The following is a 21,476-nucleotide window of genomic DNA, read 5'->3' as shown; positions in this document are numbered from 1 at the left end:
GCGTGTACAGGGACGGGGCGGCGGAGCACGACACGGAGGAGCCGGGCCTCTTGGCCGTGCTCGAACTGCTCGCCCGGCAGGCCCCGCCGGGGGAGTTCGACGAGTTACTGCACCGCGTGCGCGGCTCGGGCACGACGCCGGCGCGGCTCGCCCGCCTGGAGCGGGGCGTGCGGCTGGCCCGCGCCATCGCCGCCTCGGCCGGGCGGCGCGAGCAGCGCGAGGCGGGTCTCGCCGCGCTCGTCGACACGGCCCGCGACCTCACGTTCCCGTACGACGTGGACGGGCTGCTGCGGATCATCACCCGGCGGGCCCGCGGCCTGATCGACTTCGACCTGGCGTACGTGTGCCTGCGCGCCCCCGGCGGCGTCTCGTACATCCGCACCGCCGAGGGCAGCACCACCGCCCTGCTCGCCGGGCTGCGGCTGCCCGACGACCGGGGCATCGGCGGTGTGGCGCACGCGGCGGGCGCTCCCGCCTGGTCCGCCGACTACCTCGCCGACGACCGGTTCCGGCACGACGACGCCATCGACGACGTGGTCCGCGCCGAGGGGCTGCGCGCCGTGATGGCGGTGCCCCTGCGCAACGGGGACACCACGATCGGCGCGCTGTACGGGTCCGACCGCCATGTGCGGCACTACACGCCGGACGAGATCGGCCTGATGAGCTCGCTGGCCGACCTCGCCGCGGTCGCCATCGTCAAGGCGGGCCTGCTCGACCAGACCCGCGCCGAGGTCACCGAGCTCGAACTGGACAGCTCCCGCACCCGTTCCAGCCTGACCCGGATGCGCTACGTCAGCGAGGCGCACAGCCGCATCATGAACCTGGTGCTGTCCGGCGGCGACCTGTGCAACGTGGCGAAGGCGGCGGGCGACGCGCTCGACGGCACGGTCCTGATCCGCGACCCGGGCGGCCGGGCCCTGGTCTCGGGCGGCGAGCTCGACGACCTGGACGAGGAGGCCGTGGCGAAGGCGTCGCTGGACGCCCACGCCGGGCGCAGACCCGTGGTCACCGGGGAGAACACGTGGGTGGCGCCGGTCATCGCCGGCTCCGAGGACCTCGGCGTGCTCGTCATACGCACCGCGACGGGGCTGACCGAGGAGGACGAGCGGCTGCTCGAACTGTCCGCCCAGTCCGTCGCGTTCCTGCTCCTGATGCGCCGCTCCACCGCCGTCGCCGAGGGCCCCGTCCGCGACGAGCTGCTCGACGACCTGCTGAGCGAGACCCCGCACGCGCCCCAGCAGATCATGCAGCGCGCCCGGCGCCTCGGCATCGACCTGAGCGCCCCGCACGTGCTGGTGGTGGCCAGACCCGAGGGCGGCGAGCAGGGCCGGGCGGTCGTGTGGGCGTCCTCGTACGCGTACCGCATGTCCGGGCTGAAGACGGTGCACGGCGGCTGCGTCGTGCTGCTGCTGCCCGGGGCCGATGCCTCCGCCGCCGCCCGCGCCGTCTCCGACGAGCTGACGCCGCTGCTCGGCCACCCGGTCTCGGTGGGCGCGGCCGGCCCCGGCCGGGACGCGGACGGGGTGGCCCGGATGTACCAGGAGGCGATGCGCTGCCTGGACGCGCTGACCGCGCTCAACGGGGCGGGTTCGGCGGCCTCCGTGCAGGACCTGGGCTTCCTGGGCCTGCTGCTCTCCGACGACCACGACGTGGACGGCTTCATCGAGTCCGCGATCGGGCCCGTCCTCGCCTACGACGCCGAGCGGTTCACCGATCTGACCCGCACGCTGGAGGCGTACTTCGCCTCGGGCGGCAGCCCCACCAACGCGGCCGAGGAACTGCACGTCCACCCCAACACGGTCTCCCGCCGTCTCGACCGGATCGGCGAACTCCTCGGCGCGGACTGGCACAAACCCGGCCGCGTCCTGGAGGTCCAGCTGGCCCTGCGCCTCCAGCGCACCCGCGACGTGCTGGTCCAGCAGCGCACCGCCCCGGCCGAACGCGGCGGCCGGGACGGGACGACGGTCTAGCGGACGACGGTCTAGCGGACGACGGGCCGGCGGACGGCGGGTGCCGGACGGGCCGCCGGCCGGCGGCGCACGGGCCCGGCGGGCCCGCGGGTGTCAGCCGGTCGGGCGTCAGCCGGTCGGGCGGCCCGCGGGTGTCAGCCGGTCGGGCGTCAGCCGGTCGGGCGGCTCGCGGGTGTCAGCCGGTGGGACGGGCCGCCGGCCGGTACGCCTCGCCGCCGTTGCCGGCGAGGACGGTCACCGCGTGGGCCGCGGACGCCAGGGTGATGTGCCGGTTCCAGCCGCGGAACGAGCGGCCGACGAAGTCCCGCAGCCCCGCTCCCTCGCCGACGTGCGTGAAGTCCCGCTCCACGCGCCGGGTCAGCTTGGTCAGCCGCAGCACCTGCCCGACCGGCACCCCGGTCAGATCGGTCAGCCAGATCCGGGTCAGCGGCCGCCGCGGATCGTCCCACTCGCCCACGAGCAGCATGGCCCGAGGCCGTTCGCCGACCGCGCCCGGCAGCGCGACCCGGACCGCCGTGGCCAGCGAGGTGCGCGAGGTGCGGCCGCCGCAGGCGATGTCCAGCCAGCTCACCGGCCGGCGCAGCGCCTTGAGCGACTCCAGGATCTGCTGGGCGGGCAGCGGACCCGCGCCGAAGCCGGGCAGCGCCCGGTCCGCGACCATCAGCCGGCAGGTCGCCCCGATCCGGGCGACCACCGGCAGCCCGGCCGACGCCAGCCGGTTCAGCGCCCCGCGCCCCGCGCCGCCGCGGATGTCCAGCAGCACCGGCTTGCGGGTGACGTCCTTCCAGCGGGCGACCTCGAGCGCCGAGGCGACCGCGCACTCCTCCAGGGTCTCCTCCCCGGCCCCGGCCGGCACCTCCGCCCGGTCCCGGCGGGTGCGGTCCTTCACCCACGGATCGGGCAGGAACAGCCGCCAGTTGACCGGGACGCTCAGGTCCTCCGCCGCGAACCACACGCCGAAGGCCTGCTGGCCCCGGAAGACCTGACCGCGCTCCGGGTCGAAGCTGCGGTCCACGCCCACCGAGTGCTCCCCGGCCTTCGGGATGGGCATCGAGCGGACCACCCACGCCTGCGGGCAGCTGCTGCGCTCCAGGAACCCGGCCAGCGCGGCCCGCATCGGCCGCCAGTCCCAGGTCGAGCTGGAGATGAAGTGGTGCAGGCTCTGCTCCGCGGCGGGGCCGCCGTACTGCGCGGCGATGTTGCGGATCGACTTGCGGCCCTGCGCGGTCAGCAGGCCCCGTAAGTACTGTTCGGCCTTCAGCTTCTGGTCCCGGCGCGGGAACCCGGTGAAGAGCGCGGCGGACAGTTCGCCGAAGACCTCGTCGGCCACCGCGTCGCCGAGTCCGGGCGACCCGGCCGCGGCCGGCGCCGTCGCGGTGCGGGCGGGTACGGCGCGCTCGGTGTGCCGGGGGGCGGAGATCCCCCCGGACCGGGCTCCCGGCGGAAGCAGTCCCGGGGGGTGCGGAACGGTCGTCTTCGAGATTGCGACGGGGGTGCTCACGACACTCACGACTCTCCTGCCAAGGTTGGGCAGCTCCCTCAAGCTGCCCCTCCACCGTCCCGTCCCGGGCCCCTGCGGCACGAGGTGGACCCGGCACCCGTCTTCGCGGCCCGATGGTGGCCGGACCACCAGGGGCCGCCGGCGGGAGCGGTCGGAAGGGTTCCGTTCGTCGCCGATGGTGCCCGCGCATGTGCCCGGAGCACTCGCCTGTGTGGTGGGGCCACCACCACCGGGCTCCGGTATGACAGTTGCCGAAGGCATCTGACAGACTCCGCCGGCCGGCTTTGACCGGCCCCCCGGCCGGTCGCACGATCGCTTCACGAGGCAGCAAGGGGACGGCCCCGGTTCATGCCCCAGGCCGGGCGCCGCCCCTGCTGCCTCGTCACCGCCGCCGCGCGGCTCAGTCCGTCGCGGAGGCCTTCCGCGCCACTCGCGCCGCGTGCGTCGGCCCGTCCGGGACGCCCGCCGGCCGCAGCGCCGCGAACTCCTTGCGCAGCACCGGGAGCACCTCCTCGCCGAGCAGGTCCAGCTGCTCCAGGACCGTCTTCTGCGGCAGCCCGCCCGAGTCCACCAGGAACAGCTGGCGCTGGTAGTCGCCCACGTACTCGCGGAAGGACAGCGTCCGGTCGATGATCTGCTGCGGCGAGCCGACCGTCATCGGCGTCTCGCGCATGTACTCCTCCAGCGAGGGCCCGCCGCCGTAGACCGGCGCGTGGTCGAAGTACGGGCGGAACTCCCGTACCGCGTCCTGGGAGTTGCGCCGGACGAACACGTGCCCGCCGAGCCCGACGATCGCCTGCTCGGGCGTGCCGTGGCCGTAGTGCGCGTACCGGCGGCGGTACAGGTCCACCATCCGGGCCGTGTGCTGCTTGGGCCAGAAGATGTGGTTGGCGAAGAAGCCGTCGCCGTAGTACGCGGCCTGCTCGGCGATCTCCGGCGAGCGGATCGAGCCGTGCCAGACGAACGGCGGCACCCCGTCCAGCGGGCGCGGCGTCGACGTGAACCCCTGCAGGGGCGTGCGGAAGCGGCCCTCCCAGTCGACCACGTCCTCCCGCCACAGCCGGTGCAGCAGCGCGTAGTTCTCCACGGCGAGCGGGATGCCCTGCCGGATGTCCTGGCCGAACCAGGGGTACACCGGACCGGTGTTGCCGCGGCCCATCATCAGGTCGACCCGGCCGTCCGCGAGGTGCTGCAGGAAGGCGTAGTCCTCGGCGATCTTCACCGGGTCGTTGGTGGTGATCAGCGTCGTCGAGGTGGAGAGGATCAGCCTCTCGGTGCGGGCCGCGATGTGCCCGAGCAGGGTGGTCGGCGACGAGGGCACGAACGGCGGATTGTGGTGCTCGCCCGTCGCGAAGACGTCGAAGCCCACCTCCTCCGCCTTGACGGCCAGCTCGACCATCGCCTTGATCCGCCGGTGCTCGCCCGGCGTGCTGCCGTTCGTCGGGTCGGTGGTCCTGTCCCCGACGGTGAAGATCCCGAACTGCACTTGCTGACTCCGTCCCGCCCCAGGAAGGTGCCCGCACGACTGTGCGCGCCCATCCATGGTGCACGAGTCCCGGGCTAAACGGAAACTTATCCGGAAAGCTCGCGCCATGGTGACGAACTGTGCCGCGGCCCCTGGACGGACCGGCGGACCGCGCTCACCCTCGCCCCCATGACACCCGTACGCGACGCGAACCCCGCCCCGAGCCCCCGGCCCCGCACGAGCGGGGGAGACCCCGCCGTCGTCACCGCCTGGTCCGACCTCGGCTGCCCCTGGGCCTCCCTCGCCCTGCACACCCTGCGCCGCACGGCGGCCGAGCGCGGCCAGGACCTGCTGATCGACCACCGCGCCTTCCCGCTGGAGCTGTTCAACCGGCAGCCCACGCCCAAGCACATCGTGGACGCCGAGGTCGTCATGCTCGGCGCGCACTTCCCCGAGCTGGGCTGGCGGCTGTGGGACGCGCCCGCCTGGGAGTACCCGTCGACCGTGCTGCCCGCGATCGAGGCCGTCCAGGCCGCCAAGGCCCCCGAGGTCGGCGGACTGCGCGGCTCCGACCAGCTGGACGCCGCGCTGCGCCGCGCCTTCTACACCGAGCACCGCTGCATCGCCGTGCACTCCGTGATCCTCGACCTCGCCGAGGGCTGCCCCGACGTCGACGCCGCCGCCCTGGAGGCGGCGCTCGCCCGCGGCGCCGGCCGGCGCGAGGTGTACGAGCAGTGGCACGAGGCGCAGGGCCCGGACATCCAGGGCAGCCCGCACTTCTTCGCGGCCGGCGGCTACACCGCCCACAACCCGGGCCCCACGTACGTCTTCACCGGCGACCTCTACGACGGGGGCCTGCCCCGCCTCGACGCCTACGACCCCGCCTGGGCCACGGCCCTCCTCGACTCGCTCGCCGACTAGCCTGAGCCCGTGCACGTACGCGCCCAGCTCCCGGTGGCCGGCGCGGTCGCCGCCGGCGGAGCGCTCGGCGCGGCCGCGCGGCACGCCGCCACGCTCCTGTGGCCCACGCCGGCCGGGGCGTTCCCCTGGACGGTCCTCGGGGTCAACACGCTGGGCTGCGCGCTCATCGGCGTGCTGATGGTCCTGGTCACGGAGACCGCGACCGCCCCGCACCCGCTGGTCCGGCCGTTCCTCGGCACCGGCGTCCTCGGCGGCTTCACCACCTTCTCCGCCTTCGCCCTCGACACGCAGCGGCTCCTGGCGGCCGGGGAGACCGTGCGCGCGCTGGCGTACCTCGCGGCGACGCCGCTCGGCGCGCTCGCCGCCGTCGCGGCGGCCACGGCCGCGACCCGCGCCGCCCTGGCCGGAAAGGGGCGGACCGCGTGAACTGGCTGCTGGTGCTGGCCGGCGGCGCGGTCGGCGCGCCCCTGCGCTACCTCGTCGACCGGGCGGTGCAGACCCGGCACGGCCGCGCGTTCCCCTGGGGCACCCTCACCGTCAACGTCGCCGGCTCGTTCGTGCTCGGCCTGCTGACCGGGGTCTCCTCCGCGCAGGCGCAGCTGCTGCTCGGCACCGGCCTGTGCGGCGCCCTCACCACGTACTCCACGTTCTCGTACGAGACGCTCAAGCTGTACGAGAGCGGGGCCCGGCGGCACGCCGCGGCGAACGTGCTCGGCAGCGTGGCCGCCGGACTCCTCGCCGTGTGGCTCGGGGTCGCGGCGGCCGGAGGCTGAGCGCGTCAGGCGTCAGGCCACGATCCAGTCGCTGGTCGAGATGACCGGCCGCACCCCGTCGCGGTGGATGGTGCCCTCGATCAGGCCGTACGGCCGGTCGGCGGCGAAGTACACCTCGTTGTCGTTCTTCAGCCCGAAGGGCTCCAGGTCGACCAGGAAGTGGTGCTTGTTCGGCAGGTTCAGCCGCACCTCGTTGACGCTCGCCACGTTGTCCAGGACCCGGTCCGCCATCGCGTGCAGGGTCTGCTGCAGCGAGTAGCTGTAGGTCTCCGCGAACGCCTCCAGCAGGTGCGTGCGGACCTTCTTGTACGAGCGGTCCCAGTCGTGCTCCGCGTCGTCCGCGGCGGAGGAGGAGTGCGCCCAGCGGGCGGTGACCTTCGTCGCCAGGATGCGGTCGTACGCCTCCTTCAGCGTCGTGTACTTGTCCTTGATGTAGCCGTGGAACTCGGAGTTGGTCGAGTTCATCACCGTCAGGTCCTTCAGACCCGAGATGACCTGCAGGCCCGTGCTGCCGCCGTAGGTGATCTGCGCGGTGCGGACCTCCTGGCCGCTGCGCACGAAGGAGTGCTGCTCCTTGCGGGTCGGCACCGGGATCCGCTCCCAGGCGAACTCCTCGACGCGGATCTGGGCCTCGTGGATCACCGCCTGCGAGTTCACGAAGTGCTTCGCGAGCAGGATGCCGAACGCCTCGGGAGAGGTGACGTCGTGCTCCTTGGCGAAGGCGTAGACCGTGTTCTTGGTGGTGTCGGTCGGCAGACAGTTGCCGTTGTCGCCGGTCAGGTGGACGTCGCGGAACTCGCCACGCAGCGCCACCGACACGTTCAGGTCGCGGATCTCGTGCCAGGAACCGTCCGAGCCCTTGCGGGTGATCTTGACGATGCGGTTCTCGGCCTTGCCGTACTGGTTCTGCGCGAGGACGTGCTTGCTCATGTGCCTGCTCCTGCGGGTACGCGGATACGGAGATCCCGTACGCCCGGCGTCCGGCGCCCTGCGAAGAAGGTCGCCCCCCGCCGTCCGACCCCGCCCGAAGCGGGGCCGCCCCGGGACTGACGAGCATCCCGGTCCGTAGGTGTCCGCACGAAGATAAGTGCCTTCCCGGCCGCTGGCAATGGGCGGCCGGGCGCCCGGCGCACGTCAGTCCTCGGCCCAGGGACGGAGCTTCTCCGGGTTGAGGACGGCCCAGATGCGCCGGATCCGGCCGTCCGCGACGTCGAAGGCGTACACCGACAGCACCGCGCCGTCCAGATGGGCCGCGAGGCCCGGCTGGCCGTTGACCGTGCACTCCCGGAGCTCCAGACCGGCCGGGCGGGGCCGCTCCGTGAAGAACCGGGCCACCGTCTCGGCGCCCTCCAGCGGGTGGAGCGTGGCCGTGACCAGCCCGCCGCCGTCGCCGACCGCGACCGCGTCGGGGTCCAGCACGCCGAGCAGGGCGTTGATGTCCCGGGCCTCCCAGGCCGCCTTGAAGTCCCGCACCGCGCGCGCCTGCCGGGCCGCCGTCGGCAGCGCCGGGGCCCGCGAGGCGTCGATCCGGCGGCGGGCCGAGGACGCCAGCTGACGGCAGGCCGCCGGGCTGCGCCCGACGACGTCGGCCACCTCGGCGAACGAGTACCGGAAGACGTCGTGCAGGACGAAGGCGACCCGCTCGGCGGGGGTCATCGACTCCAGCACCACGAGGAACGCCATGCCCACCGACTCGTCGAGCGTGATGCGGTCGGCCGGATCGGCCGTGCCGTCGTCGCCCGAGGGCTCGGGCCAGGCCGTGCGGCCGGGCAGCGGCTCGGGGAGCCAGGCGCCCACGTAGCGCTCGCGCCGGGCGCGCGCGGAGCGGAGCTGGTCCAGGCAGATGCGGCCGGCGACCCTCGTCAGCCAGCCGCCGGGGGAGGCGATGCCCTCCCGCTGCTCCGGGGACATCGCGTACCAGCGGGCGTAGGTCTCCTGGACGACGTCCTCGGCCTCGGCCAGGGAGCCCAGCATCCGGTAGGCGAGGTTGATCAGCCGGCGCCGCTCGCCGGTGAGCGCGGCCAGGGCCGGGTCGGCGTCGGCGGGCTCGGTCCGGTCGCCTTCCGCTGCGGACGGGACGGTCATGGTGTCGCGGCTCCCTCGGTCGGAACTTCCCTCACCCGTACGACGAGGCGGCGCCCCGGAATGTGAGGCCCGCGCCGTGGCGCGCCCACCCCTCACATTCTGCGGGCCCGCCTCGTCGTACCCGTCGACGGACCGAACGCCACGGTCCGGCCCCTGCGCAGGCACGACGCAGCACGACGGAAGCACCACGCAAGCACGACGGAAGCACCCATGGAGAGGACCGCACCATGACGAACCACGAGACCGAGATCCGCGCGTTCCTGGCCGACCGCGCCATCGCCCAGCAGACCAAGGACCTCGACAAGCTGATGTCCTTCTACGCCCCCGACGCCGTCTACTACGACGCCGTGGCCCCGCTCCGGTTCACCGGCGAGGAGGAGATCCGCCGCAACTTCCAGCGGTGGTTCGACGGCTACGAGGGCGACATCACCCTGGAGACGCACGACCTGACCCTCGCGGTGGGCGGCGACACCGCGTTCGCGTACATGCTCCACCGCGACTCCGGGAAGCGGAAGGGCGACTTCCAGGGTGCGGTCTGGGTGCGGGAGACCACCTGCCTGCAGCGCTCGGAGGGGGCGTGGGCGATCACCCACGAGCACGTCTCGATCCCGATCGACCCGGCGACCTTCATGGTCTGGCTCCCGCAGGAGAAGGACCAGCCCGCCGCCTGACCTGCGGCGGGAGGATTTCCGTGCCGGAGCACGCCCCCAAGATCCCCCGCGGACCGCCGGGGCGTGCTACGGTTTGAGTGTTGCAGTTGTGGTACCCATGAACCTATGTGCGCCTGACCGGAATGTTTTTCCGCAGGCGCATATTTCGTTTTACCGGCTTCTCCGGATGGGGCCTCTGCCTACAGAAGGAGATTGTCATGGCACAGGGAACCGTGAAGTGGTTCAACTCGGAAAAGGGCTTCGGCTTCATCGAGCAGGACGGCGGCGGCCCCGACGTCTTCGCCCACTACTCGAACATCGCGACGCAGGGCTTCCGTGAGCTCCAGGAGGGCCAGCGGGTCTCCTTCGACGTCACGCAGGGCCAGAAGGGCCCGCAGGCGGAGAACATCGTTCCCGCCTGATCGCCGGACGCGTATCCGTCGCTCACCGGGGTCCGCACCGTAGCGGTGCGGACCCCGGTTTGTGTTGTTCGTAGAAAGGCAGACGACCGCATGTCCCAAAGCCCCCAGAGACCCACCCGACGAGCCACGTCGCCGCAGCCGCAGTCGAACGCACAGCAGAAGTCGCAGCCGCAGTCGAACCCGCGACGGAAGTCCCGCCCGCAGTCGGCCGCCCAGCCCGATGCGCAGGCGAACGACCGGCCGAAGAAGCAGCCGAAGGCTCAGCAGGCGACGCAGAAGTCGCGCCCGGCGACCCAGCAGAAGTCGCAGCCGGCCACCCAGCAGAAATCGCGGCCGAAGACGCAGCAGAAGGCACAGTCGAAGGCACCGGCGCAGACGCGGCAGAAGTCGCCGTCGAAGGCGCAGCCCAACGATCGGCAGAAGGCGCACCCGCAGTCGCAGTCGCAGCCGTCCTCGCCCCCGGCGAGTGCGTTCGAGCTCGCCGCGAACCCGGCGCCCGCCGCTCCGCCCGTCGCCGAATTCGCCGAGCTCGGCCTGCCCCCGGCGCTGCTGGAGACCCTCGCCGCCCAGGGCGTGCGGACGCCCTTCCCGATCCAGGCCGCCACCCTGCCCGACGCCCTCTCCGGCCGCGACGTGCTGGGGCGGGGCCGTACCGGCTCCGGCAAGACCCTCGCCTTCGGGCTCGCCCTGCTGGCCCGTACGGCCGGCCGGCGCGCGGCGCCCAGGGCCCCGCTCGCCCTGGTGCTGGTCCCCACCCGTGAGCTTGCCCAGCAGGTCACCGACGCCCTGACCCCGTACGCGACGGCCCTGGACCTGCGGCTCGCCACCGTCGTCGGCGGGCTGTCCCTCACCAAGCAGGCGAACGCGCTGCGGCGCGGCGCCGAGGTGGTCGTGGCGTGCCCGGGCCGGCTGAACGACCTCGTCGAGCGCGGGGACTGCGTCCTCGGCGACGTGCGCGTCACGGTGCTGGACGAGGCCGACCAGATGGCCGACATGGGCTTCCTGCCGCAGGTCACCCGGCTGATCGGGCAGGTGCGGCCCGACGGGCAGCGGCTGCTCTTCTCCGCCACCCTGGACCGCAGCGTCGACCGGCTGGTCGCGCGGTTCCTCACCGACCCCGTGGTGCACTCCGTGGACCCGTCGGCGGGGGCGGTGACCACGATGGAGCACCACGTGCTCCACCTCCAGGACGAGACCGACAAGAAGGCCGTCACGACGCGCATCGCCGCCCGCGACGGCCGGGTGATCCTCTTCCTGGACACCAAGCGGTCCGCGGACCGGCTCGCCAAGCGGCTGCTGGCCGTGGGCGTGCGCGCGGCGGCCCTGCACGGCGGCCGCACGCAGCCGCAGCGCAACCGCACCCTGGAGCAGTTCAAGACCGGCCGCGTCACCGCCCTCGTCGCGACCAACGTCGCCGCCCGCGGCCTGCACATCGACGACCTCGACCTCGTGGTCAACGTCGATCCGCCGGGCGACCACAAGGACTACCTCCACCGCGGCGGCCGTACGGCCCGCGCGGGCGGCTCCGGCAGCGTGGTCACCCTGGTCCTGCCCGCGCAGAAGCAGGAGGTGACCCGGCTGATGGCGGCCGCGGGCATCCAGCCCCGTACGGCCCGGATGAAGTCCAGCGACCCGCAGCTGGCCGCCCTCACCGGTGCCCGCGAGCCCTCCGGCGTGGCCGTCGTCCTCGAGACCCCGGCCCCGGCGCCCGCGGCGCCCGCCGCGGCCCGCCGCCCCCGTACCCCCGGGTCCGGTTCCGGCCGCCGCCGCGGCCCGCGCCGTCCCCGCACCACCGGCCGCTGACCGCGGCCGCCCCGCACACGCAGAAGGACCCTCCCGAAGGAGGGTCCTGATCGTGCGCCCCCGGCAGGACTCGAACCTGCGGCCAAGTGCTTAGAAGGCACCTGCTCTATCCGCTGAGCTACGGGGGCCGGTGAGGGCCGGGTGGCTCGGGTGTCCCGGGGGACGCCCGTGGCCGTGCCGGGTCAAGGATAGGGCTCGAATCGCCTTGGCCCGCGTGCTTCACCTGCGTGGCACGATGTGGAGGTTCGGTGAAGCGAACCGATAATCGCAGGCAGGCGCGATTCACGCAGCGCTTTTTCCGCCTCCCGGGCCGGGTGTTGTGCACTCGTTATGCCTGAGCGCCGCTCGTCCCTTCTGTTCCTTCCGTCCGCGCGTCCGTTCCCGCGCGCGTCCCCGCGTCCGCAATATCGGCGCGCAGGGGCGTTATACGCTTCAAAAAGGCTCCAAAATTGGGCATTCTTCGCATGTGGTGACCATGGAAGAACGGCCTCAGCTCCTCGACGCACTCTCCGCCCTGCGCGACCGAGTCGCCGCGCTGCGTCTGCCCCTCCCCCTTCCCGGTGCGCCACGGGCCCGCCAGACCCGCGCCGAACTCCTCGCGCAACTCGACGACTATCTGGTGCCCCGGCTCAAAGATCCCGACGCCCCCCTGCTCGCCGTCGTCGGCGGATCCACCGGCGCCGGCAAGTCCACCCTGGTCAACTCCCTTGTCGGACGCCTCGTCAGCGAGGCCGGAGTCCTGCGGCCCACCACCCGCACCCCGGTCCTCGTCTGCCACCCCGACGACCACCACTGGTTCGCCGGCATGCGCGTCCTGCCGCAGCTCACCCGCGTCTGGCTGCCGCAGCACGACGAGGACCGCGCCGACGCCGAGCAGACCGCCGACGCCGGCGTCCTGCGCGTCGAGACCGCCTCCTCGCTGCCCCGCGGCCTCGCCCTCCTCGACGCCCCCGACATCGACTCCCTCGTCGTCGAGAACCGCGTCCTGGCCGCCGAGTTGATCTGCGCCGCCGACATCTGGGTCATGGTCACCACCGCCTCCCGGTACGCCGACGCCGTCCCCTGGCACCTGCTGCGCACCGCCAAGGAGTACGACGTCACCCTCGTCACCGTCCTCGACCGCGTCCCGCACCAGGTCGTCGGCGAGGTCTCCCGCCAGTACGAGGCGCTGCTGATCAAGGCCGGGCTCGGCGAGGTGCCCCGGTTCACCATCCCCGAGCTGCCCGAGTCCGCCGGCGGCGGCAGCGGACTGCTCCCCGACACCGCCGTCGCCGCGCTGCGCTCCTGGCTCGCCCACTGCGCCCAGGACCCCGCCGCCCGCCAGCAGGCCGCCGGGCGCACGGCCGCCGGCGTGCTCGACTCCCTCGACACCCGCATGCCCGAACTCGCCGGCGCCGTCGCCGCCCAGTACGCCGCCGCCGTCCGCCTCGGCGGGGCCGTGGAGGCCGCGTACGAGGACCAGGGCGCCCGGGTCCGCGACCGGCTCGCCCGCGGCGCCGTCCTCGCCGGCGACGCCCGCACCCGCTGGCGCGCCTACCCCCGGGACTGCTCCGCCGCGGAGCTCCTGGACTCCCTCGCCGAGTCCCTCGGCGCCCTCCTGCAGTGCGCCGTCGCCGCCGCCGACGAGCGGGTGCGGGACGCGTGGCGGCGCGAGCCCGCGGCCGGGGCGATCGGCGTCCGCGGCGTACCGGACCGGGAGTCCGGCGAGCGCATCGGCATCGCCGTACGGCGCTGGCGGCGCGAACTGGAGGAGCTCGCCGAGGAGGAGCTGAACGGCGTCGAACGCCCTTCCGCCCCCGACCCGGAGACCGTCGCCGCCCTGCTCGCCGCGGCACTCCTCGGCGGCCGCCGCACCCGCGCCGCGGGCGACCGGCTCGCCGAACTCCTCGGCGCCCAGGGGGCGCTGCGGCTGCGGGACCGGGGCGGCGAGCTGGTCGCCGACTGCCTCGACCGGGTCCTGCACACCGAGCGCGACCGCCGGCTCGCCCCGCTCGACGCCCTCGACGTGACGCCGGAGCCGCAGGCCGCGCTGATCGCCGCCCTGTCCGTACTGAAGAAGGAGAAGGTGAGCCGGTGAGCACGGTGGACGACCGCTGGGACGACGGACTGATCGCGCGCCGGGTGGCCGAGCGGCCGAAGCCGGACCCGGACGGTCCCGCCCCCGCCGGCGGCACGGAGAGCGCCGCCGACGTGGACGCCCCCGAGGACGGCGAGCGCCGCGATCCGCACCTGCCCGTCGGCGGCGCCTACGGCGGCGGCCTGCGCGTCCGCCTGGACGCCCTGCACGAGCTCGTGGGCCTCTCCCGGGCCCGCCTGGAGGCGGAGACCCTCGCCGAGGCCGGGCGGGTGATCGACGAGGCCACGGCCCGGCAGCGGCTGTCGTCCCGGCACACCGTCGTCGCCGTCGCGGGGGCCACCGGCAGCGGCAAGTCGACGCTGTTCAACGCGCTGGCCGGGGTGCCCGTCGCCGAGACCGGGCTGCGCCGGCCCACCACCGCCGCCCCGATCGCGCTCAGCTGGTCCGAGGGCGCCGCCGGGCTGCTCGACCGGCTCGGCGTGCCCGGCCGGCTGCGCCGCCGGCCGCTCGCCGGCGGGGCCGCCGACGCCGATCTGCAGGGCCTCGTCCTGATCGACCTGCCCGACCACGACTCGGCCGTCACCGCCCACCGCGACCAGGTCGACCGGGTGCTCGCGCTGGTCGACGCGGTGATCTGGGTGGTCGACCCGGAGAAGTACGCCGACGCCGCCCTGCACGAGCGCTACCTGCGGCCGCTCGCGGGCCACGCCGAGGTCACCTTCGTGGTCCTCAACCAGATCGACCGGCTCCCGGCCGAGGCCGCCGACCTCGTCCTGGACGACCTGCGGCGGCTGCTCGACGAGGACGGCATGGCCCTCGGCGAGCACGGCGAACCCGGCGCGACCGTCCTCGCCCTGTCCGCGCTCACCGGCGAGGGCCTCGGCGAACTGCGCGACCTGCTGGGCCGGTTCGTGCAGGAGCGGACCGCGCCCGCCCGACGGCTCTCCGCCGACGTGGACGCGGCGGCGCGCCGGCTGCGCCCGGTGTACGTCGCGGACGGCCGGCCCGGCCTCGGCGAGCGGTCCCGGGAGGACTTCGCCGCCCGGCTCGCCGTGGCGGTCGGCGCCACCGCGGCCGGCGAGGCCGCCGAACGCGCCTGGCGGCGCAACGCCAACCGGGCCTGCGGCACGCCCTGGTTGCGGCTGTGGCGCTGGTACGAGCGGACCCGCGACCACGGCAGCACGGACCCGCGCCTCCAGTCGCCGGTGGAGGAGGAGCCGACGGCGCGGCAGCGCGTCGAGCAGGCGGTGCGGATCGTCGCCGACGAGGCGTCCCGGGGCCTGCCGGCGCCCTGGGCGCTGGCGGTGCGCGAGGCGGCCGAACGCGGGGCGGAGGGGCTGCCGGAGGCCCTCGACGAACTCGCCGTGGCGGCGGTCGAACCGGCGGGCCGGCCGCCGAGGCCCGCGTGGTGGCCGGCGGCCGTGTTCCTCCAGGCGTCGATGACGCTGCTGCAGATCTTCGGGGCGCTCTGGCTGGTGGGCCAGATCATCGGGGTCCTCGAACCGGGGCTGCTGCCGCCGGCGCTGGTGATGCTCGGCGGCATCGTCGGCGGACCGCTGGTGGAGTGGGCCTGCGCGGCGGCGGCGAAGGGGCCGGCACGGCGGTACGGGGAGGAGGCCGAGCGCGGGCTGCGGGAGGCCGCGGCCGCCTGCGGGCGGGCCCGGGTCCTGGACCCGGTGGCGGCGGAGCTGATGCGGTACCGCGAGGTGCGGGAGCAGTACGTACGGGTGTCGGGGCACGCGACCGCCTCGGGTCATCACCCGGTGCACCCGGCCCCCTCCCTCCGCCCGTCTCACTCGTCCCACTCGGCCCACTCGTCCAGGTGACGGGGTTTTCCCCAGCGCCGTGGCTGTCCACAGGCGCGAGCGGGCGGAGCGGATCCGCGCCACGATGAGTCCGGTGCCGCGGGCAGGGGGCCCGTGGACGTCTGGGGTCGTGGACGGGGGCAGGACGTGAACGAGACGACGGTGACGCTGGTCGGGAACGTGGCGACGGGGGTGGAGTACCGGGAGACGCCCATGGGCGGCGTGGCCCGCTTCCGCTTCGCCGTGACCGCGCGGCGCTGGCTGCGGGAGCAGGCTGCCTGGGCGGACGGGGGCACGAGCTTCTACACGGTGTCGGCCTGGCGTGCGCTGGGGGCGAACCTGGCGGCGTCGGTGACGGTGGGCGATCCGCTTGTGGTGCACGGGCGGTTGAGGGTCCGTGAGGAGGAGCGGGACGGCCGGCGGAAGACGTTCGTGGACGTGGACGCGGTGGCGGCGGGCCACGATCTGTCGCGCGGCACGGCGGCGTTCAGACGGGCGGTCCGGCCGGTCGCGGCTGCTGAGAGGCCCTCAGATGATGCGCAGTCGCAAAGTGGAATGGAGGCATCCGTGACGCCCGCGCCACCCTCCGTAGAGGCCCCGACGCCCGTATTCTGACCTGCAGTTGTGCTGATTTGTCGACACTCCGGGCATCGCTGATAACGATTACGATTCGGAATGGTTATCTGATGGCATGACGGGGGATCAGGGGCTGTCACGTCCCTAGGATTCCGGCGTACTCACGCGGAACTTGAGTCTGCCGGCGAAGTGCTCCCCCCACGCGTTGCGACCGACGACGCGGAGCAGCCTCGCCTGAAGGGGAATCCAATGTTTTCTGTTCGGAGGCGCGGCGCAGCCCGCCTTGCCGCCGCGACCGTGGTCTCGGGCCTCGTCGCGGCGGGTGCGATAGCCGTCGCGGGACCGGCGGCGGCCGACGAGGGCGCGCAGAACTCCGGGGGCGCCAGCGCCACGCTCGGCAGGCTCGCGATCCACGACACCGTCACCATCGAGGAGAAGGACGGCAAGAAGTGGAACGCCGAGGCGGGCCTCTTCGAGATGGCCGTCACGCCCGGCGGCGCGATCCAGACGTACTGCATCGACCTGCGCACCCCGGCCCGCAAGGGCACGGAGTACAAGGAGGTCGGCTGGGACCAGTCGTCGCTGCACAACAACCCGGACGCCGGCAAGATCCGCTGGATCCTGCAGAACTCCTTCCCGCAGGTGAATGACCTCACCGCGCTGGCGAAGAAGGTCGGCGCGGCCAAGCTGACCGAGGACACCGCCGCCGCCGGCACCCAGGCCGCGATCTGGCACTTCTCGGACAAGGTCGAGGCCACGCCCGAGGACGCCGACGCGCGCAAGCTCACGGAGTACCTGGAGCAGGAGGCGAAGAACCTCGCGGAGCCGGGTGCCTCGCTGACCCTCGACCCGCCGTCCGTCGCCGGTCACCCGGGCGAGAAGCTCGGCCCGATCACCGTGAAGACCAACGCCGCCAAGGCCGCGCTCAGCCTCGCGCCCGGCGCGCCGGCCGGCGTGAAGATCGTCGACAAGAGCGGCAAGGTCCTCGACTCCGCCGCCGACGGCACGAAGGTCTACTTCGACGTCCCGGCCGGCACCGCCGACGGTTCCACCACGCTGAGCGTCCAGGCGGACACCACCGTCCCGATCGGCCGCGCGTTCGTCAGCGAGACCAAGAGCCAGACCCTGATCCTGGCCGGCACCAGCACCTCCACGGTCACCGCGAAGGCCACCGCGACCTGGGCCAAGAAGGGCCCGATCCCGGCGCTCTCGGCGGAGAAGAACTGCGCCAAGGGCGGCGTGGACATCACCGCGGCCAACAAGGGCGACGAGGACTTCACCTTCGAGCTGAAGGGCCAGACGGTCACCATCAAGGCCGGCGAGTCCCGCACCGTCACCATCCCGGTCGCCGAGGACCAGGCGTACGAGTTCACCATCACCGGCCCGAACGGCTTCAAGAAGACCTTCAAGGGCGTCCTCGACTGCAAGACGGCCGCCCCCGGCGCCCCGAGCGAGCAGCCCACGCCCCAGCCCTCCGCGGCCACCGCGGGCGGCGGCACCGGCGGCTCCGACGGCGACCTGGCCGAGACCGGCAGCTCCAACGCCACCCCGATGATCGCCGGCATCGCCGTGGCGCTCGTCCTGATCGGCGGCGGCGCGGTCTTCTTCCTCCGCAGGAAGAAGCCCGCCGGCGAGTGACCCGCCACCACCTGTAGTCACCGCTGACGACGGCCCCCCTGCGCCCCCGCGCAGGGGGGCCGTCGTCGTGTGCGCTCAGCTGTTGACGAAGTCGCGCACCTGGCCGTAGACGGTCGGGTCGGAGCCGATGGCGAGGTGGCCGAGGCAGGCCGTTCTGGTGTTCCGCGCGCCGCTCAGGGAGACGCTGCTGTCCGGGTTGATGACCGTGTCGCAGGGGGACCACCACGTGCCGTAGCGCGGGGTGCCCGGGGTCTCGTCGCCGGAGTTGAGCTGGGTGAGGAACGCGGACCCGATGCGCATCTCGACGCAGGAGACGTCGCCGCATCCCTCCGCCCAGTCGGTGCCGTGGTTGGGCCCGGCCAGCGAGACCCAGGCGTCGACCTTCCCGCTGCCCTCCAGGTTCTTGGCGTAGTAGCGGCTGGACAGCCCGCCCATGGAGTGGGTGACGACGTCGACCTTGGACGCGCCGGTGGCCGCGAGCAGCCGGTCCACCTCGGCGGCCAGCTGCTGGGCGGTCGTGGCGTTGGACTGGCGCCAGTCGTAGTTCCACTGGTCCAGGTGGGACGACGGCCAGCCGTCGGCCCGGAAGTCGCCGGCCATGGTGTTCCAGTAGGAACCGGACGAGTTGTACCCGTGCACGAACAGGATCGGATGGCTCGACGGGCCGAAGGCCGCGGGATCGGCGGCGTGGACCGGAGCGGCGGACGTGAACGCGAACAGAGCGCTCACGGCGGCGGAAAGCAGGTATCTCTTCAACGCACACCTCGGGTGATCGGCTCTGTGGGGGGAGGCCGCGAGGAGGCTACTCCCCGGTAGCCCAACGGGGTCAAGACCCGCGCAAGAATCAGCACACCCAGGCTGACCTGCACTTTCGCTCCGACCCGTAGCGTCTCGCCCCACCCGGCCACCCCGCGCACCGGCGCACCCCCGACGTACTGGTTTCCGTCGTCGGGTGGACGTCAGGCAAGATGGGGTGTATCTGCCCACTCACTCTTTGCCGGACGGTTTCTCTTGGCTGAGTACATCTACACGATGCGCAAGACGCGCAAGGCGCACGGCGACAAGGTCATCCTCGATGACGTGACGCTGAGCTTCCTGCCGGGTGCGAAGATCGGTGTGGTCGGCCCGAACGGCGCCGGTAAGTCCACCGTGCTGAAGATCATGGCCGGCCTGGAGCAGCCGTCCAACGGTGACGCGTTCCTGGCCCCCGGCTACTCCGTCGGCATCCTCATGCAGGAGCCGAAGCTGGACGAGGCCAAGACCGTCCTGGAGAACGTCGAGGACGGCGTCGCCGAGATCAAGGGCAAGCTCAACCGGTTCAACGCCATCGCCGAGGAGATGGCCACGAACTACACGGACGAGCTGATGGAGGAGATGGGCAAGCTCCAGGACGACCTGGACCACGCCAACGCGTGGGACCTCGACGCCCAGCTGGAGCAGGCCATGGACGCCCTGGGCTGCCCGCCCGGCGACTGGCAGGTCACCAACCTCTCCGGCGGCGAGAAGCGCCGCGTCGCGCTCTGCAAGCTGCTGCTCGAGGCCCCCGACCTGCTGCTCCTCGACGAGCCCACCAACCACCTCGACGCCGAGTCGGTGAACTGGCTGGAGCAGCACCTCGCCCAGTACAAGGGCACCGTCGTGGCGATCACCCACGACCGGTACTTCCTCGACAACGTCGCCGAGTGGATCCTCGAGCTCGACCGCGGCCGCGCCCACCCGTACGAGGGCAACTACTCGACCTACCTGCAGAAGAAGGCCGAGCGCCTCAAGGTCGAGGGCCGGAAGGACGAGAAGCGCCAGAAGCGCCTCAAGGAAGAGCTGGAGTGGGTCCGCTCCAACGCCAAGGGCCGTCAGGCCAAGTCCAAGGCCCGTCTCGCTCGCTACGAGGAGATGGCGGCCGAGGCCGACAAGATGCGGAAGCTGGACTTCGAGGAGATCCAGATCCCGCCGGGCCCGCGCCTGGGCTCGATCGTCGTCGAGGTCAGCAACCTCTCCAAGGCCTTCGGCGACAAGGTCCTCATCGACGACCTGTCCTTCACCCTGCCCCGCAACGGCATCGTCGGCGTGATCGGCCCGAACGGCGCCGGCAAGACCACGCTCTTCAAGATGCTCCAGGGCCTGGAGACCCCCGACGCCGGCGAGATCAAGGTCGGCGAGACCGTCAAGATCTCCTACGTCGACCAGACCCGCGCCAACATCGACCCGAAGAAGACGCTGTGGGCCGTCGTCTCCGACGAGCTGGACTACATCAACGTCGGCCAGGTCGAGATGCCGTCGCGCGCGTACGTCTCCGCGTTCGGCTTCAAGGGCCCGGACCAGCAGAAGCCGGCCGGTGTGCTCTCCGGCGGCGAGCGCAACCGCCTCAACCTCGCGCTCACCCTCAAGCAGGGCGGCAACCTGCTGCTCCTCGACGAGCCGACCAACGACCTCGACGTCGAGACCCTGTCCTCGCTCGAGAACGCGCTGCTCGACTTCCCCGGCTGCGCCGTGGTCGTCTCCCACGACCGCTGGTTCCTCGACCGAGTCGCCACGCACATCCTGGCGTACGAGGGCGACTCCAAGTGGTTCTGGTTCGAGGGCAACTTCGAGTCCTACGAGAAGAACAAGATCGAGCGGCTCGGCCCGGACGCCACGCGTCCGCACCGCGCCACGTACAAGAAGCTGACCCGGGGCTGATCTCTCTGATGGCTCGGCACATCTACCAGTGCCCCCTGCGCTGGTCGGACATGGACGCCTTCGGGCACGTCAACAACGTCGTCTTCCTGCGGTACCTGGAAGAGGCGCGGATCGACTTCATGTTCCGGCTGGCGCCGGGGGACGGTTCGCCGTCGTTCTCCGGCGGGTCCGTCGTGGCCCGCCACGAGATCGACTACGTGCGGCCGCTGGTGCACCGGCACGAGCCGGTCACCATCGAGTCGTGGGTCACGAAGATAGGCGCGGCGTCGCTGACGATCGCGTACGAGATCAAGGACCCGCACGTCACATACGTACGCGCCTCCACGGTCGTCGTCCCCTTCGACCTGGAGGCCCAGCGTCCGCGCCGGATCTCCGCGGAGGAGCGGTCGTTCCTGGAGGAGTACGTCGACGACGGGATGACCTCCGCCGCATGAGCGTGCTCGCGCCCCTGCACTTCGCCGACGCCCGGGAGGCGGCGGACCTCGCCGGCTTCCTGCGCCGGCTGCTCCGGTACGACCGGGCCGCCGCCGTCCGCCTCCAGGCGGGCGGCGGGGCCCTGGCCGTGTTCGGGCGGCCGCCGTCGTTCGAGGTGCTGGCGATCCGTACGGCCCGGCTCGTCGACGAGGCGCTCGTCCTGGACGTGACCGTCTCGGCGGGCGAACTCCTGGAGGGCGTCGAGGAGTCGGCCGGCAAGGCCGTCGTCCCGGCGGCGGTCACCGGGCCGCCGTGGGCCGGCGTGCTGCCGCCGCGGGGCGGCTGGCGCGCCGTCGAGGACGTGCCCTCGGGCGCCGCGCTGCGGGCGGCGGTCGCGGCGGCGGTGGCGGAGTTCCGCGCCCGCGACGAGGCGCTGCCGGAGGAACGGCGGACGCGGGAGGAGCGGGACCGGATCGGCCGCGAGATCTGGTCGCGGACGGTCGGGACCACCGGCCTGCCGCTGCGGGCCGTGCACGCGGCCCAGTCCCTCGGCTTCCTGCCCTCGCCCGACGTCTCGGTGACCGTCCTCGCGGCCGGCCCCTGGCTGCGCCTGCGCACGCCGTACGGCTCGATCGCCCTCCGCACCGCCCCGCCCCTCGGCCTGACGGTCACCCCGGCGCCGGCAGCGAGCTGACCCCGA

General features: G+C 73.2%; 19 protein-coding genes and 1 tRNA gene. 14 read left to right on the top strand and 6 right to left on the bottom strand.

What is annotated here, in order from left to right; translation table 11 throughout:
- Positions 1–2 precede the first annotated feature (2 nt).
- Positions 3–1,970 carry a helix-turn-helix domain-containing protein gene (locus ACNJ93_RS10575; protein WP_418957119.1) on the top strand — a complete coding sequence of 656 codons (1,968 nt, stop codon included), beginning with the start codon at positions 3–5 and terminating at the stop codon, positions 1,968–1,970.
- Positions 1,971–2,145: 175 nt separating this feature from the next.
- Here the strand turns inward: ACNJ93_RS10575 and ACNJ93_RS10570 are convergent, their stop codons facing one another.
- A complete protein-coding gene (locus tag ACNJ93_RS10570) occupies positions 2,146–3,471 on the bottom strand; it encodes an IS701 family transposase (RefSeq protein WP_418957118.1) in 1,326 nt (441 codons plus the stop codon).
- A gap of 400 nt (positions 3,472–3,871) precedes the next feature.
- Complete coding sequence (locus ACNJ93_RS10565; protein ID WP_418957117.1) at positions 3,872–4,957, bottom strand: LLM class flavin-dependent oxidoreductase; 1,086 nt, start codon at positions 4,955–4,957, stop codon at positions 3,872–3,874.
- A 168-nt stretch (positions 4,958–5,125) separates the two neighbouring features.
- On the opposite strand from ACNJ93_RS10565, the gene ACNJ93_RS10560 reads away from it, so the two are divergent.
- The 3 genes from ACNJ93_RS10560 to crcB are packed head-to-tail and all read left to right on the top strand — an operon-like array spanning position 5,126 to position 6,630.
- The gene (locus ACNJ93_RS10560; protein WP_418957116.1) at positions 5,126–5,857 is read left to right on the top strand and encodes a DsbA family oxidoreductase; all 732 of its coding nucleotides are present in this window, start codon (positions 5,126–5,128) and stop codon (positions 5,855–5,857) included.
- 9 nt (positions 5,858–5,866) lie between these two features.
- On the top strand, positions 5,867–6,283 hold the full coding sequence (locus ACNJ93_RS10555; RefSeq protein ID WP_418957115.1) for a FluC/FEX family fluoride channel: 417 nt from the start codon (positions 5,867–5,869) through the stop codon (positions 6,281–6,283).
- Positions 6,280–6,630 (top strand): fluoride efflux transporter CrcB, encoded by a 351-nt coding sequence (gene crcB, locus ACNJ93_RS10550; protein ID WP_418957114.1) that lies wholly within the window; start codon positions 6,280–6,282, stop codon positions 6,628–6,630. The genes ACNJ93_RS10555 and crcB overlap by 4 nt, the downstream gene beginning before the upstream one ends.
- A 12-nt stretch (positions 6,631–6,642) precedes the next feature.
- On the opposite strand, the gene pucL is transcribed toward crcB, so the two are convergent.
- Together pucL and sigJ are read right to left on the bottom strand one after the other, a co-directional pair.
- Positions 6,643–7,560, bottom strand: coding sequence for a factor-independent urate hydroxylase (pucL, locus tag ACNJ93_RS10545; RefSeq protein WP_418957113.1), 918 nt, complete (start codon positions 7,558–7,560; stop codon positions 6,643–6,645).
- Positions 7,561–7,764: 204 nt separating this feature from the next.
- A complete protein-coding gene (gene sigJ, locus ACNJ93_RS10540) occupies positions 7,765–8,715 on the bottom strand; it encodes an RNA polymerase sigma factor SigJ (protein ID WP_418957112.1) in 951 nt (316 codons plus the stop codon).
- A gap of 227 nt (positions 8,716–8,942) precedes the next feature.
- On the opposite strand from sigJ, the gene ACNJ93_RS10535 reads away from it, so the two are divergent.
- The 3 genes from ACNJ93_RS10535 (at position 8,943) to ACNJ93_RS10525 (ending at position 11,590) form a co-directional block, all read left to right on the top strand.
- Positions 8,943–9,386, top strand: coding sequence for a YybH family protein (locus ACNJ93_RS10535; protein WP_418957111.1), 444 nt, complete (start codon positions 8,943–8,945; stop codon positions 9,384–9,386).
- A gap of 197 nt (positions 9,387–9,583) precedes the next feature.
- The gene (locus ACNJ93_RS10530) at positions 9,584–9,787 is read left to right on the top strand and encodes a cold-shock protein (protein ID WP_007502648.1); all 204 of its coding nucleotides are present in this window, start codon (positions 9,584–9,586) and stop codon (positions 9,785–9,787) included.
- A gap of 534 nt (positions 9,788–10,321) precedes the next feature.
- The gene (locus tag ACNJ93_RS10525) at positions 10,322–11,590 is read left to right on the top strand and encodes a DEAD/DEAH box helicase (RefSeq protein ID WP_418961364.1); all 1,269 of its coding nucleotides are present in this window, start codon (positions 10,322–10,324) and stop codon (positions 11,588–11,590) included.
- Positions 11,591–11,645: 55 nt separating this feature from the next.
- Here the strand turns inward: ACNJ93_RS10525 and ACNJ93_RS10520 are convergent.
- A tRNA-Arg gene (locus ACNJ93_RS10520) sits at positions 11,646–11,718 on the bottom strand.
- Positions 11,719–12,065: 347 nt separating this feature from the next.
- Between ACNJ93_RS10520 and ACNJ93_RS10515 the strand changes: the two genes are divergently transcribed.
- From ACNJ93_RS10515 to ACNJ93_RS10500, 4 genes are all read left to right on the top strand, one after another.
- Positions 12,066–13,667: a dynamin family protein gene (locus tag ACNJ93_RS10515; protein ID WP_418957110.1), complete on the top strand. Its 1,602-nt coding sequence runs from the start codon at positions 12,066–12,068 to the stop codon at positions 13,665–13,667.
- Positions 13,664–15,493, top strand: a complete 1,830-nt coding sequence (locus tag ACNJ93_RS10510; protein WP_418957109.1) for a GTPase — start codon at positions 13,664–13,666, stop codon at positions 15,491–15,493. Before ACNJ93_RS10515 ends, ACNJ93_RS10510 begins: the two co-directional genes overlap by 4 nt.
- Positions 15,494–15,619: 126 nt before the next feature.
- A complete protein-coding gene (locus ACNJ93_RS10505; RefSeq protein ID WP_418957108.1) occupies positions 15,620–16,087 on the top strand; it encodes a single-stranded DNA-binding protein in 468 nt (155 codons plus the stop codon).
- A gap of 210 nt (positions 16,088–16,297) precedes the next feature.
- Positions 16,298–17,686 carry a Cys-Gln thioester bond-forming surface protein gene (locus ACNJ93_RS10500; RefSeq protein ID WP_418957107.1) on the top strand — a complete coding sequence of 463 codons (1,389 nt, stop codon included), beginning with the start codon at positions 16,298–16,300 and terminating at the stop codon, positions 17,684–17,686.
- A gap of 75 nt (positions 17,687–17,761) precedes the next feature.
- On the opposite strand, the gene ACNJ93_RS10495 is transcribed toward ACNJ93_RS10500, so the two are convergent.
- Entirely contained in the window at positions 17,762–18,442 is a 681-nt protein-coding gene (locus tag ACNJ93_RS10495) for an esterase/lipase family protein (RefSeq protein ID WP_418957106.1), read from the bottom strand.
- A gap of 255 nt (positions 18,443–18,697) precedes the next feature.
- Between ACNJ93_RS10495 and ettA the strand changes: the two genes are divergently transcribed.
- Genes ettA through ACNJ93_RS10480 form a run of 3 tightly spaced genes read left to right on the top strand, consistent with a single transcriptional unit; the run spans position 18,698 to position 21,470 of the window.
- Positions 18,698–20,362, top strand: coding sequence for an energy-dependent translational throttle protein EttA (gene ettA / locus ACNJ93_RS10490; RefSeq protein WP_418957105.1), 1,665 nt, complete (start codon positions 18,698–18,700; stop codon positions 20,360–20,362).
- Positions 20,363–20,370: 8 nt separating this feature from the next.
- Positions 20,371–20,796 carry an acyl-CoA thioesterase gene (locus ACNJ93_RS10485; protein ID WP_418957104.1) on the top strand — a complete coding sequence of 142 codons (426 nt, stop codon included), beginning with the start codon at positions 20,371–20,373 and terminating at the stop codon, positions 20,794–20,796.
- Positions 20,793–21,470 (top strand): hypothetical protein, encoded by a 678-nt coding sequence (locus tag ACNJ93_RS10480; RefSeq protein WP_418957103.1) that lies wholly within the window; start codon positions 20,793–20,795, stop codon positions 21,468–21,470. The genes ACNJ93_RS10485 and ACNJ93_RS10480 overlap by 4 nt, the downstream gene beginning before the upstream one ends.
- Positions 21,471–21,476: the final 6 nt, after the last annotated feature.

It is taken from the genome of Streptomyces tritici, from assembly GCF_048500665.1.
GTDB classification, from domain to species: domain Bacteria; phylum Actinomycetota; class Actinomycetes; order Streptomycetales; family Streptomycetaceae; genus Streptomyces; species Streptomyces tritici.
The sequence above is the reverse complement of the archived record's forward strand: the minus strand, read 5'-3'. Positions and strand labels throughout refer to the sequence as shown.

Coding starts and splice junctions, on each gene's coding strand:
- sigJ (WP_418957112.1), bottom strand. CDS start 8,715: ATGACCGTCCCGTCCGCAGCGGAAGGCGACCGGACCGAGCCCGCCGAC.
- ACNJ93_RS10515 (WP_418957110.1), top strand. CDS start 12,066: ATGGAAGAACGGCCTCAGCTCCTCGACGCACTCTCCGCCCTGCGCGAC.
- ACNJ93_RS10535 (WP_418957111.1), top strand. CDS start 8,943: ATGACGAACCACGAGACCGAGATCCGCGCGTTCCTGGCCGACCGCGCC.
- pucL (WP_418957113.1), bottom strand. CDS start 7,560: ATGAGCAAGCACGTCCTCGCGCAGAACCAGTACGGCAAGGCCGAGAAC.
- ACNJ93_RS10480 (WP_418957103.1), top strand. CDS start 20,793: ATGAGCGTGCTCGCGCCCCTGCACTTCGCCGACGCCCGGGAGGCGGCG.
- ACNJ93_RS10500 (WP_418957107.1), top strand. CDS start 16,298: ATGTTTTCTGTTCGGAGGCGCGGCGCAGCCCGCCTTGCCGCCGCGACC.
- ACNJ93_RS10485 (WP_418957104.1), top strand. CDS start 20,371: ATGGCTCGGCACATCTACCAGTGCCCCCTGCGCTGGTCGGACATGGAC.
- ACNJ93_RS10530 (WP_007502648.1), top strand. CDS start 9,584: ATGGCACAGGGAACCGTGAAGTGGTTCAACTCGGAAAAGGGCTTCGGC.
- ACNJ93_RS10560 (WP_418957116.1), top strand. CDS start 5,126: ATGACACCCGTACGCGACGCGAACCCCGCCCCGAGCCCCCGGCCCCGC.